The 16,389-nt window shown below is 30.9% G+C and carries 15 protein-coding genes; all 15 read left to right on the top strand.

Annotation, left to right across the window (positions count from 1 at the left end; all coding sequences use genetic code 11):
- The first annotated feature begins 74 nt into the window (after positions 1 to 74).
- Positions 75 to 539 carry a UpxY family transcription antiterminator gene (locus tag EV143_RS09865; protein WP_133507774.1) on the top strand — a complete coding sequence of 155 codons (465 nt, stop codon included), beginning with the start codon at positions 75 to 77 and terminating at the stop codon, positions 537 to 539.
- A gap of 299 nt (positions 540 to 838) precedes the next feature.
- Entirely contained in the window at positions 839 to 2,122 is a 1,284-nt protein-coding gene (locus tag EV143_RS09870) for a nucleotide sugar dehydrogenase (RefSeq protein WP_166638132.1), read from the top strand.
- Between the two features lie 31 nt (positions 2,123 to 2,153).
- Entirely contained in the window at positions 2,154 to 3,161 is a 1,008-nt protein-coding gene (locus EV143_RS09875) for a mannose-1-phosphate guanylyltransferase (RefSeq protein WP_133507775.1), read from the top strand.
- 13 nt (positions 3,162 to 3,174) lie between these two features.
- Positions 3,175 to 4,221: a dTDP-glucose 4,6-dehydratase gene (gene rfbB / locus EV143_RS09880; RefSeq protein ID WP_133507776.1), complete on the top strand. Its 1,047-nt coding sequence runs from the start codon at positions 3,175 to 3,177 to the stop codon at positions 4,219 to 4,221.
- Positions 4,222 to 4,272: 51 nt separating this feature from the next.
- A complete protein-coding gene (locus EV143_RS09885) occupies positions 4,273 to 6,708 on the top strand; it encodes an SLBB domain-containing protein (protein ID WP_133507777.1) in 2,436 nt (811 codons plus the stop codon).
- Positions 6,709 to 6,715: 7 nt separating this feature from the next.
- Positions 6,716 to 7,783 (top strand): GumC domain-containing protein, encoded by a 1,068-nt coding sequence (locus EV143_RS09890; protein ID WP_133507778.1) that lies wholly within the window; start codon positions 6,716 to 6,718, stop codon positions 7,781 to 7,783.
- 90 nt (positions 7,784 to 7,873) lie between these two features.
- Positions 7,874 to 9,061 (top strand): UDP-N-acetylglucosamine 4,6-dehydratase, encoded by a 1,188-nt coding sequence (locus tag EV143_RS09895; RefSeq protein WP_133507779.1) that lies wholly within the window; start codon positions 7,874 to 7,876, stop codon positions 9,059 to 9,061.
- 2 nt (positions 9,062 to 9,063) lie between these two features.
- On the top strand, positions 9,064 to 10,206 hold the full coding sequence (locus EV143_RS09900; RefSeq protein WP_133507780.1) for a LegC family aminotransferase: 1,143 nt from the start codon (positions 9,064 to 9,066) through the stop codon (positions 10,204 to 10,206).
- The gene (locus EV143_RS09905) at positions 10,196 to 10,819 is read left to right on the top strand and encodes an acetyltransferase (RefSeq protein WP_133507781.1); all 624 of its coding nucleotides are present in this window, start codon (positions 10,196 to 10,198) and stop codon (positions 10,817 to 10,819) included. Before EV143_RS09900 ends, EV143_RS09905 begins: the two co-directional genes overlap by 11 nt.
- Before the next feature lie 2 nt (positions 10,820 to 10,821).
- Positions 10,822 to 11,844 carry an N-acetylneuraminate synthase gene (neuB, locus tag EV143_RS09910; protein WP_133507782.1) on the top strand — a complete coding sequence of 341 codons (1,023 nt, stop codon included), beginning with the start codon at positions 10,822 to 10,824 and terminating at the stop codon, positions 11,842 to 11,844.
- Complete coding sequence (gene neuC / locus EV143_RS09915; protein WP_133507783.1) at positions 11,841 to 12,944, top strand: UDP-N-acetylglucosamine 2-epimerase; 1,104 nt, start codon at positions 11,841 to 11,843, stop codon at positions 12,942 to 12,944. Before neuB ends, neuC begins: the two co-directional genes overlap by 4 nt.
- On the top strand, positions 12,941 to 13,987 hold the full coding sequence (locus tag EV143_RS09920; RefSeq protein WP_133507784.1) for a nucleotidyltransferase family protein: 1,047 nt from the start codon (positions 12,941 to 12,943) through the stop codon (positions 13,985 to 13,987). The genes neuC and EV143_RS09920 overlap by 4 nt, the downstream gene beginning before the upstream one ends.
- On the top strand, positions 13,988 to 14,710 hold the full coding sequence (locus EV143_RS09925) for an acylneuraminate cytidylyltransferase family protein (protein ID WP_133507785.1): 723 nt from the start codon (positions 13,988 to 13,990) through the stop codon (positions 14,708 to 14,710).
- Positions 14,707 to 15,630: a Gfo/Idh/MocA family protein gene (locus EV143_RS09930; protein WP_133507786.1), complete on the top strand. Its 924-nt coding sequence runs from the start codon at positions 14,707 to 14,709 to the stop codon at positions 15,628 to 15,630. Before EV143_RS09925 ends, EV143_RS09930 begins: the two co-directional genes overlap by 4 nt.
- Complete coding sequence (locus EV143_RS09935) at positions 15,623 to 16,366, top strand: oxidoreductase (RefSeq protein ID WP_133507787.1); 744 nt, start codon at positions 15,623 to 15,625, stop codon at positions 16,364 to 16,366. The genes EV143_RS09930 and EV143_RS09935 overlap by 8 nt, the downstream gene beginning before the upstream one ends.
- Positions 16,367 to 16,389 lie beyond the last annotated feature (23 nt).

Raw genomic sequence — 16,389 nt, forward strand, 5'->3', positions numbered from 1 at the left:
GAGTTAGATATTGATATGAATTGGTGAGAACGCGAACAAATTTAGAATTAAAAATTTTATTTCAATATTAAGATATGAATTGGTATGTGATCTATACTAAACCCAAATGGGAAAAAAAAGTTGCAGAAAAACTAAATCAAATTGGCGTAGAATGTTATTGTCCTGTAATTACAGAAATAAAACAGTGGTCTGATAGAAAGAAAAAAGTTGAAGTGCCGTTGTTTAATTCATATATTTTCGTATATTTATTAGAGAAAGATCGAAATTCTGTCTTTCAAATTGCCGGTGTAGTGCGATATTTATATTGGTTAGGAAAACCTGCAGTTGTTCGTGATGATGAAATAGAGGGTATTAAAAGTAATTTAGCATCTCCTAATATAAGTGAAGTTTCAGTTACTTCTATTCAGGTAGGTGATCGAATAAAATTAGAATCAGGAGCTTTCAGTAATCAGGAAGCTACTGTAAAAGAAGTGTCAAAAACTCATTATATTTTGGTTTTAGAAGCCTTAGGTTGCGTTTTGAAGATAAAGTATAAATAAATTTAATGGCATTATATGGTTATTTAATGACTATAGAGGATAGAAATCACTTTATAATAGGATTTTTATCCTCTATTTTTTTGTAAAAAAAATCGGCTAATATCTGATTTATAGATGTTTGAAAATAGATGCTTTTTTATTCTTTTTCTTTTAGAGTTCTGAAGGGAACTGTCTTGAATAAATTGACTGAATGTGTTATATTTGCCTATTGAATTTAGAGTGCCTGTGTCCAGTTTTGGGACTCAGAGTGGCGAAGCCATGAATTATGATGACCGCAATTGATTAAATTATAAGAAAAAATGGATAAATCCATAAAAATTGCCATAATAGGTTTAGGTTATGTTGGTCTTCCTCTGGCTAGGTTATTTGCTACAAAATATCCCGTCATAGGTTTTGATATAAATGAAGATAGAGTTAGGACTTTAAAGTCTGGAACAGATACAACATTAGAAGTTGATGATGCTACTTTGCAAAAAGTCTTAGTAACTGAAATGAATAATGGGAATGGTTTATATTGTACTACTACTTTAAATGATATTGCAGATTGTAATTATTTTATAATAACAGTTCCAACCCCAGTAGATAAAAATAATCGTCCAGATTTAACACCCTTATATAAATCCAGCGAATCTGTTGGAAAAGTCTTAAAAAAAGGCGACATCGTAATATATGAATCAACTGTATATCCAGGTGTAACAGAAGAACAATGTGTGCCTGTTTTAGAAAGAGTTTCTGATTTAGTATTTAATGTAGATTTTTTTGCAGGATATTCTCCGGAAAGAATAAATCCGGGAGATAAAGAACATACTGTCGAAAAAATTTTAAAAGTGACATCAGGATCAACATCTGAAGTTGGTTTAAAAGTAGATGCGCTTTATAAATCAGTTATTACAGCCGGAACACACCTAGCACCATCTATAAAAGTTGCAGAAGCGGCAAAAGTTATAGAAAATTCACAAAGAGATATAAATATAGCTTTTGTAAATGAATTGGCTAAAATTTTTAATCTGATGGGCATTGATACTCAGGAAGTATTAACAGCTGCGTCCACGAAATGGAATTTTTTACCATTCAAGCCGGGTTTAGTAGGTGGACATTGCATTGGTGTTGACCCTTATTATTTAGCGCAAAGAGCTCAAGAATTTGGATATCATCCTGAAATAATTTTAGCAGGAAGACGTTTAAATGATAGTATGGGTGAATATGTTGCATCACAGGTAGTTAAGCTGATGATCAAAAAAGGAATCTCAGTTAACGGAGCCAATCTTTTAATGCTTGGAATCACCTTTAAAGAAAATTGTCCTGACGTTCGAAATACAAAAATTGTAGATGTTGTAAAGGCATTAATAGAATATGGTATTTCAGTTACAATATTTGACCCGCTTGCAAATGTAAATGATGTAAAGAAAGAATATAATTTAGTAACAACTAACAGTATTCCAGACAATAAATTTGATGCAATTGTGCTAGGAGTTTCACATGCAGAATTTTTAAAATTAAATTTTGCCGACTTACAAAAAGCAAATAGTTTATTATATGATGTAAAAGGAGTTTTAGGAGCTATAGCTGACAACAGATTATAGTACTTAAAGACCTTTTTTTATTTAAAAAGAAATGGAAAAAAATAATTCAATTATACATGTAATTTTAACTGGAGGAGTTGGAAGTAGGTTATGGCCTCTTTCTAGAAAAAGTCAACCAAAACAATATTTGGAAATCTTTGAAAATAAATCTTTATTTGAAATGACAGTTGATAGGAACAGCCATTTAGCTAATAAAGTAATGGTCGTTGGAAATGTAGATAATCATCATTTAAGTGGTAAAGTTATGGATAAAACTCAAACTGCTTATATAAACATTGTTGAAGCTACACCGCGAAATACAGCTGCGGCTATTGCTTTTGCTGCATTTGCATCAAATCCTGAGGATATTTTAATTGTTACACCATCAGATCATATTATTGATAAGATGGAAAATTATAATAATGCAATCAGTGAAGCTATTTCAAAAGCACAAGATGGATTTATCGTCACATTCGGAATTATCCCAACCAAACCGGAAACCGGATATGGTTATATAGAGTCACGAGGAGATAAAGTACTTTCCTTTCGAGAAAAACCAAATGAAACTACAGCCAAAGAGTTTATATCAAAAGGTAATTTTTTATGGAATAGTGGTATGTTTTGCTTTAAAGCAGGAGTATTATTGGATGAATTAAAACAATTTCAACCTGATGTTTATGAAAAATCTAAAGCAGTTTGGGAAGCTAGTAAAGAAGGCTTTCTGGATTTAGATTTGTCATTAGAAATTCCATCAATTAGTATCGATTATGCCGTAATGGAACGTAGTAAAAAAATAAAAGTTGTTCCAGCTTCTTTTTCATGGTCTGATTTAGGTTCATTTGAATCAGTATATGATTATTTGGTTACAAAAGGACATTCTGTAGATAAAAATGGAAATATGGTTATTGGATCTGAAAAACATACTACATTTTTAGGACTAAGAAATACAATTTTTGTACATACTGAAACAGCTAATTTAATTTTGCAAAAAGAAGATTCTCAAGATGTAAAAGATATTTACAATGAATTGGAAAGGCAAAATTCAGATTTGTTAAACTAAATTAAATAAAAAAATGAAAAGAATTCTTATAACAGGTGGTGCTGGTTTTATTGGGTCACATGTAGTTAGACGTTTTGTAACTAAATATCCGGATTATCAAATTTTTAATTTGGATGCACTCACTTATGCAGGAAATCTGGAAAATATAAAAGATATTGAAAATCAGCCTAATTATCATTTTGTAAAAGGAGATATAGTTGACGAATCTTTTATAAATGAACTTTTTTTAAGTTATAACTTTGATGGAGTATTGCACCTTGCAGCTGAATCACATGTTGATCGTTCTATCGAAGATCCTTTGGCGTTTGTAAAAACAAATGTTATCGGTACGATGAATTTGCTAAATGCAGCAAAAAATCAATGGAAAAATGATTTTGAGGGTAAAAGATTTTACCACATAAGTACAGATGAAGTTTATGGTTCACTGGGAACTGAAGGTCTTTTTACAGAAACAACATCTTACGATCCAAATTCTCCTTATTCTGCTTCGAAAGCAAGTTCCGATCATTTCGTTAGAGCTTATGGTGAAACTTATGGATTACCTTATGTTTTAACAAATTGCTCAAATAATTACGGATCATATCACTTTCCGGAAAAATTAATCCCACTGTTTATAAATAATATCATCAACAATAAGCCTTTACCAGTTTATGGTGATGGAAATTATACCAGAGACTGGTTATTTGTTGAAGATCATGCGATTGCAATTGACCTAGTGTTTCATGAAGGAAAAAATCATGAAACATACAATATAGGTGGATTTAATGAGTGGAAAAATATTGATTTAGTAAAATTGCTATGCAATATTATGGATCAAAAATTAGATCGAAATTCAGGTGAATCGCAAAAGTTAATTACTTACGTGAAAGACAGACCAGGCCATGATTTACGTTATGCTATTGATGCTTCAAAAATAAATAAAGAACTTGGATGGAAACCCTCTGTAACTTTTGAAGAAGGTTTAGAAAAAACAATTAATTGGTATCTTAATAATGAAGAATGGTTGCAAAATGTAACTTCTGGTTCTTATAAGGATTACTATCAAAAACAATATTCATAAATAACAAGCAATTCTATTTAAACCAAACTCAAGGTTAAATTATAATTCAATATGAAAAACATAACATACGTTCTTACTCTATTTTTTATTTTATTTATGTCCTTTCATGTGCATGCACAAGACATACTTAGATCTAAAGATTTAAGCACTGTACAAGTAGATTATTTGTCAGATGATGATATAGCAAAGATTAGTGCACAATTAAAAAGCAACAACGCAACTATTGATCAAGTTGAGTCGATGGCTTTATCTAAAGGGATGAGTCAGACTGAATTCAATAAACTGAGAGTTAAGCTTGCTCAATTTGAGAAAAAAAAGCCTAAAAATATAGACACTGATAATAGTAAAGGTAAAGCAACAGATCAAGATTCTGAATTTGGAAGAAAACAAGAAAAAATCAAAAATGAAAAAGTTAAAGATTCTGCCAATGCTTTAATTTTTGGATCTGAATTATTTGATAATCCAACATTGAACTTTGAACCAGATTTAAAGTTAGCAACTCCAATGAACTATATTTTAGGACCTGGAGATGAATTGCAAGTTAGTGTATACGGAGTACAGGAATATAACGCGAGTATTCCAGTAAGTGTGGAGGGAAAAATTACAATAGATTACGTGGGGCAGATTGCAGTGTCTGGAATGTCAATTGAAGCTGCTACTCAAAAAATAAAAGCTGCAATAGCTAGAGTTTATAGTACAGTTAGATCTGGACAATCTCAAGTTAGTGTAAGTTTAGGTCGTATTCGTACAATAAAAATAACTGTTGTTGGAGGAAAACAACCCGGTAATTATTCAATTTCATCTTTAGCAACGGTTTATAATGCTTTGCATTTAGCGGGCGGACCCGGTAAAAATGGTAGTTATAGAAACATAGAATTAATTAGAAATAATAAGGTTTATAAAAATGTTGATATCTATAAGTTTTTAGTTAAAGGAGATCAATCAGACAATGTAAGCTTAAAAGATAATGATGTAATTAGAATTCCTTCTTATAGCCAAAGAGTGACAGTTGTAGGTGAAGTTAAACGTCCTGGCATTTTTGAGATAAAAAAAGGAGAAACATTCTCTGATTTATTGAATTTCGCATCGGGTTTTAACGAATTTGCTTATACAGCATCTGTAAATGTAACTCAAAAGACGGGAAAAGAATTTAAAGTTCATGATATAAACGAAAGTGAATACGGTTCTTATATGCCACAATCAGGAGATGTTTTTAAAATCACTAAAATTTTAAATCGATTTGAAAATCGTATTAAAATTGAAGGTGCCGTTTTTAGACCAGATTTTTATTCATACAGTGAAGGCATGCGAATTTCAGACCTTATTACGAGAGCGGAAGGGCTTACAGAAGATGCTTATACAAAAAGAGCTAGAATCATTCGTTTAAAAACAGATTTAACCACAGAAATTGTCAATGTTGACTTAAGTGCTGCATTATCAGGTGATTTGAATTCAGATATTGAATTGAAAAGAGAAGATATTGTTACAGTTTATTCAATTCTTGATTTCAGAGAAGAATACAAGGTTACAATTGATGGTGAGGTAAAAAATCCTGGAGAGTATGAATATTTTGAGAATTTAACTTTAAATGATTTAGTGGTACAAGTTGGAGGTTTAACTGGTTCTGCATCAAAAAGAGTGGAAATAGCTAGAATGGTAAAATCAGATGCTATGGATGACGCGGATCCCAAACGTGTTGAGTTAGTAGAACTCGAAATTACTGCTGATAATAATGAGCAAATTAAAAATTTCGTTTTAAAGCCATTTGATGTAGTTAATATCCGTAGAATGGCTGTTTACGAAAAACCTCAAATGGTTACTGTAAGTGGTGCTGTTGGGTATCCAGGAAAATACGTACTAGCTAATAAAAAAGAAACAGTCTATAACGTCGTAATGAGAGCTGGAGGATTATCATCTATCGCTAATTTAGATGGTATGAAAATTAAAAGACCCATTAAACAGGATCAGATTGAACAATTAGAAAGTATCGATCTGAATTTATCTAAGAATGACACATTAAATGATAAATTAACTAAAAGACTTACTGAAGATTTAAAGTACGCTACAATTCCGGTTAACTGGGAAAAAATTGTAAAAGATAAAAATCATTATTCAAACGTTACATTATTTCCAGGGGATGAAATTGAAGTGGCAGTTTACAATGAAGGTGTAAAAGTAACAGGTAATGTTTTACTGACCTCAGAGATTCCGTACAGAAATGGAAAAGGATTTAGATATTATATTGATGCTGTTGGCGGAGTTGATCATAAAGGATGGAAGAGAAAAGCATATATTATATACCCGAACGGTAAAGCTTCAGTTACTAGCTCTTTTTTGTTTTTTAGATCATACCCAAAAGTGACACCGGATTCGCAAATTGTAGTACCTGAAAAACCTGAAACCAGAAAAATGTCTGCAGGTGAATGGGCCGGTCTTGGAACTGCATTTGCTAGTTTAGCGTTATTAATTGTTACAGCTTTTAAATAATTATTTAATGGATAATAAAACTATTGCAAACGATGAAATATCGTTAAAAGAGTTAATACATAAAGCAACAGAATGGTGTGATTATTTACTTTCTAAATGGAAATTTATTGTGTTAGCAGGTCTTATTGGTGCTGCATTGGGAATAGCTTATTCATATACCCAAAAGCCAATATATAAAGCAACTTTATCGTTTGCTTTAGAAGATGAAAAAGGTGGCGGATTAGGTGGAGCGTTAGGTTTAGCAAGTTCTTTCGGATTAGATTTAGGAGGAAGTGGAGGAGGAATTTTTACTGGTTCTAATCTTACAGAACTGTTTAAATCAAGGGCAATGGTGGAAAAAACGTTGCTGTCTCCAGTTATTGTAAATGGAAAAATAATTTCTTTGGCTGAAATGTATATCCAAAATAATGGATGGAAAAAAAAATGGCAGAATAATCAAAAATTTGCATCCATTCAATTTTTATCAGGAACAAATCGTAAAGATTTTACTCGTGTTCAAGATAGTATTTTAGGTGTTATTTATAATAATTTATCTAAAAGTGGATTGGTAGTTGGACCAAAAGATAAAAAAGCATCAATTATTAATATAGAGGTATCTGCAACAAATGAGTTGTTTTCTAAATATTTTTGTGAAGCCTTAGCAAATGAAGTTGGTAATTTTTATATTGAGACAAAAAGTAAAAAAGCTAGAATTAACATGACAATTTTAGAACGCCAAGTTGATTCTGTTCGTGGCGAGTTAAATAGATCTATAACTGGTGTAGCGGTCGCTAATGATAATACATTTAATTTAAATCCAGCTATGAATGTTCGTAGGGCACCATCTTCTCGTAGACAAGTAGATGTACAGGCAAATACAGCTATTTTAACTGAACTAGTTAAACAATCTGAAATGGCTAAAGTTACTTTGCGTAAGGATACACCATTAATTCAAGTTATTGATAGACCAATTTTACCGTTAGAAAAAGAGCGTTTTGGAAGAGCAAAAGGATTGATATTAGGAGGGTTCTTAGCTGGCTTTTTAACAGTTCTGTTTTTAGTTATTAAGCGTTTCTTTAAAGAACTGTCTATTTAAAAAAATATTTCAAAATAAGTTTTTTAAAAGCTGTTCTATCATATATAATATTTATAAAATTTACTTATAAAATAAAGCAGATATAATACAATGAATATTTTAAATTTAATAGGAAGAAACAAGGAATTGTTTCAGTATGATATTTCGAATAACGAAAATGAACTATCTAAAATTGTGAATAGCTCTTCTTTCTTAGTTATTGGAGGTGCAGGATCAATTGGGCAAGCAGTAACTAAAGAAATATTTAAACGTAACCCCGTTAAATTACATGTTGTAGATATTAGCGAAAACAATATGGTCGAGCTAGTTCGAGACTTGCGAAGCTCACATGGATATATTGATGGAGATTTTCAAACATTTGCATTAGATATAGGATCAATTGAATATGATGCTTTTATTAAATCTGATGGAAAATACGATTATGTATTGAACCTTTCAGCCCTAAAGCATGTGCGTAGTGAAAAAGATTCTTTCACACTAATGCGAATGATAGATGTAAATGTTTTTAATACTGATAAAACGTTGCAACAATCAATTGATAATGGAACCAAAAAATATTTTTGTGTCTCAACAGATAAAGCTGCTAATCCAGTAAATATGATGGGGGCCTCAAAAAGAATAATGGAAATGTATCTGATGCGTAAAAGTCATGAGATTAAAATTTCTACCGCACGTTTTGCAAATGTTGCATTTTCAGATGGTTCTTTGTTGTATGGATTTAATCAGCGTATTATTAAAAAACAACCAATTGTTGCACCAAATGATATTAAACGATATTTCGTTACTCCAAAAGAATCAGGTGAACTTTGTTTAATGTCTTGTATTTTTGGAGAAAATAGAGATATCTTTTTCCCTAAATTAAATGAGAATTTACATTTGATTTCTTTTGCTGATATCGCAGTCAAATACTTAGCTGAAATAGGTTATCAGCCTTATATATGTAAATCTGAAGAAGAAGCCAGAAATAATGTAGACGATTTAATTAAACAAAAAAAATGGCCATGTTTGTTTACAGAGAGCAATACTACAGGAGAAAAAGATTTTGAAGAATTTTTTACAGATAGTGAAATATTAGATATGGATCGATTTGAAAATTTAGGAGTAATAAAAAATGAAGCTAATTATGATGCATTAAAATTAGAAGAATTTAACACTGAAATTAAAATTATGAAATCCAAAAAAAGCTGGAGCAAGGATGAAATAGTTGATTTATTTCATAAAATGATTCCAAATTTTGGACATAAGGAAACGGGTAAATATTTAGATTCTAAAATGTAATTATGACTTCAATCGATTCAGTTATATCTTTTATAAAAGAACAGTATAAAACAGAAGCTTTTATACCTCTACATGTTCCTCATTTTGGAGGTAATGAAAAAAAATACTTGTTAGAGACTATTGATTCTACATTTGTATCTTCAGTAGGTCCATATGTGGATCAGTTTGAGATAATGATGCAGAAGATTACTCAAACTCAAAAAGCGGTTGCAGTTGTTAATGGTACAGCAGCAATTCAGGTGGCTTTGCGTTTATTGGGTGTTAAATCCGGAGATGAAGTATTGACACAGGCATTAACCTTTGTTGCAACTGCCAATGCTATAGCATATCAAAACGCAACTCCAGTTTTTCTAGATGTCGACTTAGATACTATGGGTTTATCCCCTAAAGCAGTTTCATTGTTTTTAGAAGAATTTGGTGAATTACGCGAAGATGGGTGTTATAATAAAAAAACCGGTAATAAAATAAGCGCTTGTTTACCAATGCATACTTTTGGATTTCCAGTACATTTAGATGAATTATTAGCTATTTGTAATACTTGGAAAATTGCATTGATTGAAGATGCCGCAGAATCATTAGGTAGTGAATACAAAGGAAAACCTACCGGATGCTTTGGAAAATTGAGTGCTTTTTCATTTAATGGAAATAAAATAGTTACTTGTGGAGGAGGAGGTGCCATTGTTAGCAATGATCTTAAATTGGGTGAAAAAGGTAAGTACTTAACTACAACAGCCAAAATTCCACATCCTTATGAATATGTTCATGATGAAATGGGTTATAATTTCAGAATGCCCAATTTAAATGCTGCATTAGCATGTGCACAATTAGAACAATTGTATAGTTTTTTAGAAAACAAAAGAAAGTTAGCAAAAGAATATGAATCTTTTTTTGCTACAAGTGGAGTAAAATTTAGGACAGAAACTCCAGAAACCAAAGCCAATTATTGGTTAATGTGTGTTGAATTAGAAAACAAAATTGAACGGGATTTATTTTTGGAAACAACAAACAAAAATAATGTAATGACAAGGCCAATTTGGCAATTGATGTATCGTTTACCAATGTATAATCACTGTTACAGAGATCAACAGGTTAATGCTGAATTTTTAGAAGAGAGAATTGTAAATATACCGAGTAGTGTCAGATAAAAAGATAATTCTTATCGGGTATTCAGGACATGCTTATGTTGTAGCAGAAACCATTTTAGAAAATGGATATGAATTGACTGGATATTCAGAAAAAGAAGAATCAACAATTAATCCATATAACCTATCATATTTAGGATTTGAAAAAGAAGAAAATTTTGCAGGCTGGAGAAGTGATGCTTCTTTCGCAATTGGTATAGGAGATAATAAGATAAGACAAAGTGTTGCCTGTTTAATTGAAGCCCGAGGAAAAAAAACTCAAACAATTATTCATAAAACTTCTAATTTGTCAAAAAATGCTGTGATAGGCTGCGGAACATTTATTAATAAAAATGTAGTCGTTAATGCATTTGCATCAATAGGCAAAAATGTAATCTTAAATACGGGGTGTATAATTGAGCATGAATGTGTTTTACATGACGCTGTACATATAGCGCCAGGTGCTGTTTTAGCAGGAAATGTCACAATTGGAGAAAGAACTTTTGTTGGGGCTAATGCGGTTATTAAGCAAGGTATTGTAATAGGCAAAGATGTTATAATAGGCGTAGGCACTGTTATAATCAACGATGTGCCTGACGGTAAAAAAGTAGTTGGAAATCCTGGTAGAATAATTTAAATATGAATAAAGTAGTTATTATAGCTGAAGCTGGGGTAAATCATAACGGTGATATTAATGTAGCAAAGAAACTAATTGATGCTGCAGTAGACGCCGGTGTTGATTATGTAAAGTTTCAAACTTTTAAAGCAGATAGTTTAGTAAGTAAATCTGCTAAAAAAGCAGAATATCAGAGTGTTAACATTAATGATGGTGATGATTCTCAATATGCTATGTTGAAAAATTTAGAGTTAAGTCATGAAGATCATTTACAGTTAATGGCTTATTGCTTAGAAAGAAATATTAAATTTTTCTCTACGGCTTTTGATGTGGAGGGAGTGAATTATTTAAATGATTTAGGACTTTCTTTTTTTAAAATTCCTAGTGGAGAAATAACAAATTATCCCTATTTAAAAGCAGTTGCCTTATGTGGTAAACCAGTCGTTATGTCGACGGGTATGTGCTCAGAAATAGAAATAAAAAACGCTTTAGATGTTTTAATGAAATTTGGATTAAGTAAAGAAATAATTTCCATTCTGCATTGTAACACTGAATATCCAACTCCAATGAAGGATGTTAATCTTAAAGCAATGTTGGCTATCCAAAAGACTTTTGATGTTGAAATAGGATATTCAGACCATACTCTTGGTATTGAAGTACCAATAGCAGCAGTCGCAATGGGAGCAAGAATAATAGAAAAGCATTTTACCTTAGACAGAACATTACCGGGACCAGATCATGTAGCATCTTTAGAGCCTGATGAATTGAAAAATATGGTAAAGGCGATTCGTAATATAGAATTGGCTATTGGTGGAGATGGAGATAAAAAACCAAGTGAAAGCGAAACTAAAAATATAGCTATTGCAAGGAAAAGTATTTTTATAAATAAAAAAATAGCCAAGGGAAGTACGATTACTGATAATGATTTAGTTTCATTAAGACCTGGAGATGGAATTTCTCCTATGGAATGGGAAAATATAGTTGGTAAAAAATTGATAGTTGATAAAGATGAGTTTGATAAACTTTTATTTTCTGATATAGAATGAAAATAGGAGTATTAACTAGTTCAAGAGCTGATTACGGAATATATCTTCCTTTGCTTCAAAAAATGAAAAATGATTCTTTTTTTGAAATAGAGATTATAGCCTTTGGTACTCATTTGTCAAGATTGCATGGATATACTATAACAGATATAGAAAAAGACGAATACAATTGTATTCATAAAATTTCTTCTCTAATCTCAAATGATGATGAACAATCCATTGCATCATCTTATGGATTAACTGTATTAAAATTTGCAGATTTTTGGAAAATGCACCAATACGATTTAGTATTGTGTTTAGGAGATCGTTTTGAAATGAGTGCGGCCGTGCAGGCAGGAATACCTTTTGAAGTTAAATTTGCCCATTTGCATGGGGGAGAAACAACATTAGGAGCGATAGATAATATTTACCGTCATCAAATTACTTTAGCATCATTTTTACATTTTACTGCTACAGAAACTTTTAGTGATAAAGTTACAACTTTAAAAAATTCAGATAGCAACATTTTTACTGTTGGATCGTTAAGTTTGAGCGACATTAAGAGCTTTAAGCCTGTAGAAAAACAAACTTTTTATAAAAAAATTACTATCCCCAGTGAAGAATTTGCATTAGTTACCTTTCATCCAGAAACTATTTCATCCAATGATAATATTCTATATGCAAAGGAAATGAAAAATGCTTTGGCGACTATTTCTGAGAAAATATTTGTAGTTATTACAATGCCAAATGCAGATACACAGGGATCAATATATCGAGAGGAAATTCAAAAACTAAAAACTGAAAAACCTGAAAAAATCTTATTAATTGAAAATTTCGGTAAGATTAATTATTTTTCGGCAATGTATTATTCTAAGATTCTAATAGGCAATACATCAAGTGGTATTTTAGAGGCAGCTTCTTTTGGTAAATATGTAATAAATGTTGGAGATAGACAGAAAGGAAGAGCTCAAAGCAAGAATATTATAGACTGTAAGTTTGAAGAATCAGCTATTGTTTTAGCAATTGATAAAGCATTAAAGCTGGAAAAATACGAGGGAGAGAATATATATTTTAAAGATCAGGCAGCTACTAATATAATTAAAATCTTAAAGGAATTTTTATGAGAGTTTACAAAGACCATTTAATTCTTTCAGGAAGTAAAATTAAAGAAGCATTATTAAAGTTCAATGAACTATCTCAAGATGCAATACTTTTTGTCGTTAATGAAGATGATAAATTAATTGGAGCATTGACTGACGGCGATGTTAGACGCGGCTTACTGAAAGGTTTTACTATTGAAAGTAAAGTAAACGAAATTATTCAAGATAATCCTAGATACATAATTAAGGGAGAAAATAATCTGAAAAAGATTATAGAATATCGCGAAGGCGATTTTAGAATTGTACCTGTGCTTGATGAAAGTCGTAAAGTCGTAAATGTCATAAATTTTAGAAAAATTAGATCATATTTACCTATTGATGCTGTAATTATGGCCGGAGGTCGAGGGCAACGATTACAGCCTTTAACAGATGTTGTTCCAAAACCACTTTTGAAAGTAGGAAATAAAGCTATCATGGAACACAATTTGGATAGATTGGCGTTATTTGGAATTGATGATTTTTGGGTATCGGTAAAATATTTAGGAGAACAAATTGAGAATCATTTTGGTGCAGGAGATAATAAAAATATTAAAATAGAATATGTTTGGGAAAATGAACCTTTAGGCACTATTGGAGCTGTTTCTAAAATTCAAAATTTTGAGCATGACTATGTTTTAGTAACTAATTCAGACTTGTTGACTAACATAGATTATGAACAATTTTTTCTAGAATTTATAAAAAAAGATGCTGATTTAGCAGTTTTAACGATTCCGTATCAAGTAAATGTGCCATATGCTGTTCTTGAAACAAATGATGGTAATGTTAAAAGTTTTAAAGAAAAACCAACATATACCTATTATTCTAACGGTGGAATTTATTTGATAAAAAAAGAAATGCTCAGTTTTATACCAAAAGATACTTTTTTTAATGCTACCGATTTAATGGAAGAGCTAATAAAGAAAAAATTCAAAGTGATTTCTTTCCCCTTTTCCGGATATTGGTTAGATGTAGGAAAACATGAAGACTTTGAGAAAGCCCATATAGACATTCATAATATAAAATTTTAAATGAATATTTTAATAACAATCTGTGCTCGTGGAGGCTCTAAGGGAATACCAGGAAAAAACATTAAAATTATTAATGGCAAACCTCTTATTGGCTATTCTATTGATTTAACAAAAAAGATAAAAGAAAAATTTAACGGAAAAGTTGCATTGTCTACTGATGATAAAGAAATTAAGGAAGTTGCTCAATCATTAGGACTTATTACAGATTATGTTAGACCTGATTATTTAGCTACTGACAATGCAGGTAAAATAGATACGATTAAAGATTTGCTTTTTCATGAGGAGACTCTAATTGATACTAAATATGATTTTGTTCTAGATTTAGATGTTACATCTCCATTAAGAACCTTAGAGGATATTGAAAAATCATTACACTTAATGCTGGCAAAGCCTGAAGCTAAAAACTTATTTTCAGTAAATCCTGCCGCTAGAAATCCATATTTTAATATGGTAGAGGAGAATGAAAATGGTTTTTATTCATTAGTAAAAACCAATCCTGACGGAAGTGTTATGACGCGACAGTCAGCTCCAAAAGTCTATGAGTTGAATGCATCATTTTATTGGTATAGGAGAAGTTTTTTCGATTCTGATTCAAAAAGTACAATTACAGATAAGTCTTTGATTTTTGCAATGAATCATGTTTGTTTTGATTTGGATCATCCAGTTGACTTTTTGTTTATGGAGTATTTACTGCAAAACAATAAACTTGATTTTGAATTATGAAGATATTGATTGTTGGTTTAGGATCAATAGCAAGAAAACATATCGTTGCTTTAAAAGCCTTAAAAACTAATGCAAAAATTTATGCATTACGATCAAATTCAAATGCGGAAATAGAAGAGGGAATAGAAAATATTTACAGTCTTGATAACTTAGACGTTTTATTTGATTTTGCAATAATTTCAAATCCAACTCATTTGCATTCTAAGTACATTAAGAAACTGGCAAGTAAAGACATTCCGTTATTTATTGAAAAACCGGCACTGCATACTCTTGAAAAGGCAGATGAATTGGTTGAGTTGATAAGGAATAGAAAAATTATAACATATGTCGCTTGTAATTTAAGATTCCATCCTTGTTTGGTATTTTTAAAAGACAAATTAGATCATCATAGCTTTAAAATTAATGAAGTGAATATTTATTGCGGATCATATTTACCAGATTGGAGACCTGGAAAGGATTTTCGAAAAATATACAGTTCAAATGCCGGAATGGGCGGTGGAGTACATTTAGATTTATTTCATGAATTAGATTATACTGTTTGGTTATTTGGAATGCCGAATAAAAGCAACTCGATTTTAAGAAATGTATCAAGTTTAGAAATTGATGCAATTGATTATGCGAATTATATATTTCAATATGATGTATTTACAACTAATATTGTATTAAACTATTATAGAAGAAAGGCTAAAAGAACAATAGAGCTTATTTTTGAGAATGAAACTTTAAATGTTGATTTAATAAATAATTGCATTACAGATGATAATGCAAATGTCGTTTTTGAAGCTCCTAATTTTGAAGTAAAAGAAACATACATTTATCAATTAAAATATTTTATAGACTGTCTACAACTAAACCAAAAACCAATGAACTCTTTAAAAGAGTCGATTGAAATATTAAAAATTGTCTTAAAAGATGAATAATAGGCTTAAAAATAAAATTATAATCGTGACAGGGGGAAATGGACTTTTAGGGAAAGCAATTGTCGAAAGACTTATTTCTGAAGGTGCTTTTTGTATCAACTTTGAAATTAATCATGAGACCAACGATGATTTATCAGGTGTTCATTGCGATATCACTGATTCGGATTCAATTGATAATGCGCTGGAAATTGTTTTGTTAAAATATAAAAAAATAGATGGGCTTGTTAATAATGCCTATCCAAGAACGAAAGATTGGGGGAATAAATTTGAGGATATCGAATTTAACTCCTGGAAACAAAATGTAGATTGGCAATTAAATAGTTATTTTTATCTTACTCAGAAAGTAGCTATCCAAATGGCCAGTCAAAAAACAGGAAGTATAATCAATATGGCTTCTATTTACGGAGTTGTAGGTGCTGATTTTAGTGTATACGAAGGAACAACAATGACAATGCCTGCAGCCTATTCAGCTATAAAAGGAGCATTAGTAAATTTTACAAGGTATGTAGCATCTTACTTTGGACCACAACAGGTTAGGGTAAATACTGTTTCCCCCGGAGGAATTTTTGATAATCAAAATGAAACTTTTATAAATAATTATTGTAAAAAAGTGCCTATGAGAAGATTAGGAACGCCAGAGGACATAGCACCAACCGTTGCTTTTTTGTTATCTGATGATTCAAAATATATAACAGGACAAAATTTGATCGTTGATGGTGGTTGGACAGCAATTTAAATAGAAATAAAAAGATAAAAAAT

This window comes from Flavobacterium chryseum (genome assembly GCF_004362015.1).
Classification (GTDB): Bacteria; Bacteroidota; Bacteroidia; order Flavobacteriales; family Flavobacteriaceae; genus Flavobacterium.